This window comes from Rhodococcus sp. (in: high G+C Gram-positive bacteria) (assembly GCF_049286785.1).
Classification (GTDB): Bacteria; Actinomycetota; Actinomycetes; order Mycobacteriales; family Mycobacteriaceae; genus Rhodococcus_F.
This window is the reverse complement of the sequence record NZ_JBAQEO010000222.1, coordinates 1-2,306: the sequence shown is the minus strand read 5'-3', so window position 1 is coordinate 2,306 and position 2,306 is coordinate 1. Positions and strand designations below refer to the sequence as shown.

Here is a 2,306-nt window from a genome sequence, read left to right as displayed (position 1 = left end):
CTTCCGCGAGCCGAACCGCGTGTGATCTTCCCTGACCACGTGCCGCACCGGTGATGAACGCAACCTTGCCTTCTAGCCGATCCATGAGTGTGCCTCTCGGAGTTTACGTCTCACATCGGGCGCAGGCGCTCTCGAGCGGGACGGTTGAATGTACGAATTGGCGCCGGCCCACAATCGCTTGTGAGCCACAACACAGACCGTAGTGGCCTACAGGCGTTAGGTCAACACCTAACAGAATTCGTCTTTTGTATCACTCGGCTGCTCAAAAGCTGGGCACCTCGGCACACGCCCCCACCTGATAGCACGAGTGCTCCTCTTCCTGCTCGAACGACATCAGACGGCACATCCGTACCGCGCCCGTATCTTTCGGGTCGATGCGAATCAGCGCGAGCTGCGCCCCGGCATCGCGCAGCGCATTGAGCGCCATCACCATCAGCGTGGTCCCCAGCCCCGACCCGCGGGCCGCTTCCGCGACGACGAGACCTCGAATCGATGCCGCCCGCAGCTCGAGATGCGTGGCGAGCTCGGGGTCGAACCACACGAACCCCACGCACGACCCTGTCGAGTCGCTCGCCGCCAGGATGCGCCCGGTCCCGATGCGAAGCTCGTCCTCCAGCCGTTCACGCTCGGCGGGCACCAGCGGTACCGAGTGCAGCACGTCGTCGATCGATCGCGGCACTTCCGGATTGCCGAATTGGAGCGCGTCACCGACAGAGATGCCTTTCGGCACGGTCGCGGGGTCGAGCGGGCTTGCGAACGGGCCGGACAGGTGACGGAACAGCGTCCACAGCCGGCTCACCGGCGGGATCCCGAACCGGCGCGTGAGGCGCCCGGCAGCGGGGTGCGTGCTGTATGCCCAGCATCGGAGCGCAACTGCACCGGTTCCGGCCCAACCACCCTCAGCCGTCGGGTCCAGGCCGATTTCTTCGACGAGCACCGTCGCGATACCCCGGGACCGATAGTCGGGATGGACGACGAACTGCACGGTGCCCAACCCCTCGGCGTCTATCCGAAGGTGCAGGTACGCCACGATCGCCAGTGGCGCATCGTCGCGTGTGCTCAGGCCTCTGCGTGCCTTGATCGGCAGGTGGAGAACCCGGACGCCATCGCGGTCGGTGGATGTCACATCACCCGGGTCTACTCGTGAGAACCCCGCCTCCGCGTCGTACTCGGCGGCCGCAGCAACGAGCCCGAGCACCTCGTCTCGATCGTCGGATTCCATTTCCGAACACCATTGATACGCGATCATTCTGTTCGCTCCTCATCTGCCGGTTTCTTCCGCCAAACCTAATGGCAGTCGGTATATGACCGCAATGATCGCGGCCGACCCGGGAAGCCCGCGACGGGTTTACACGTAAATCTACGTGAGTTAGATTTAGTGTCATCGGCCCGAAACGGCAGCCGGAGACGTGGCCCGCGAGGCGACGCTCCGAATCACTTTGGAGGACACCCCATGACAGAGGTCGGCATTCCCCGAGAGACACGCATCCGCCGCGCGCTCGATCATCTGCGCAACGACACGACCGACGAGTACGACCACATCACCTGGTTCGAGCCCGTCGAGTTCACCGACCCGGACATTGCGAAGAAGGAGCGTGACCGCGTCTTCGGCCGGGTTCCGTCGATTGTCGCCCACGGCTCCGAGATCCCCCGCGCCGGCGACTTCTTCACCCTCCAGCTGCCGCGTAACAACGTCATCGTCGTGCGCCAGCGGGACGGCGGCGTCAAGACACTGGTCAACCAGTGTCGTCACCGGGGAGCCATGGTCGAGAAGGAGGAGAAGGGACGCTGCCGCCTGTTCTCCTGCCCGTACCACCGCTGGTCGTACGATACCGACGGCACACTGCGCACCATCACGCGCGACAACACCTTCGGCGAGGCCGATCGTTCCGAACGCAACCTCGTGCAACTGCCCACCGAGGAGCGGCACGGGTTCATCTGGGTCGTCGACGACGCCGACGCCACCATCGACGTAGCAGACTGGCTCGGCCCGGAGATGGACACGATCCTGGCGTCGCACAGTCTCGACAAGTTGGTGAACACCCGGACCAAGGTGTTCGACGAACCCGTCAACTGGAAGCTCATGCAGGACGCGTTCCTCGACGGATACCACATCCAGTACGCGCACCCGAACACCGCCGCCAAGCACATCCACACCAACGTCATGTCCTTCGAGGACTTCGGGCACCACTGCCGGTTCCTGAACCTACGCAAGACCATCGACCGGTGGATCGAGGAGGACCCTGGCGACCTGAGCCTGGCCGAGCACACCACCGAGACCCACTTCATCGGCCCCAACAGCACCC

At 64.2% G+C, this 2,306-nt stretch carries 2 protein-coding genes and 1 pseudogene; 1 reads left to right on the top strand and 2 read right to left on the bottom strand.

Annotation, left to right across the window (positions count from 1 at the left end):
• Together WAW17_RS09265 and WAW17_RS09260 are read right to left on the bottom strand one after the other, a co-directional pair.
• Positions 1-85 (bottom strand): annotated as a pseudogene (locus WAW17_RS09265) (SDR family mycofactocin-dependent oxidoreductase); the annotation flags it as partial.
• 177 nt (positions 86-262) lie between these two features.
• Positions 263-1,249 (bottom strand): GNAT family N-acetyltransferase, encoded by a 987-nt coding sequence (locus WAW17_RS09260; RefSeq protein WP_422332687.1) that lies wholly within the window; start codon positions 1,247-1,249, stop codon positions 263-265.
• 204 nt (positions 1,250-1,453) lie between these two features.
• Here WAW17_RS09260 and WAW17_RS09255 point away from each other — a divergent pair.
• Positions 1,454-2,306: aromatic ring-hydroxylating oxygenase subunit alpha (locus WAW17_RS09255; RefSeq protein WP_422332686.1), on the top strand; the 853-nt coding region annotated here is incomplete at its 3' end.

What these genes read in the sequence shown, in the direction of transcription:
- WAW17_RS09260 (WP_422332687.1), bottom strand. Translation starts at nt 1,249, where the DNA reads ATGATCGCGTATCAATGGTGTTCGGAAATGGAATCCGACGATCGAGAC.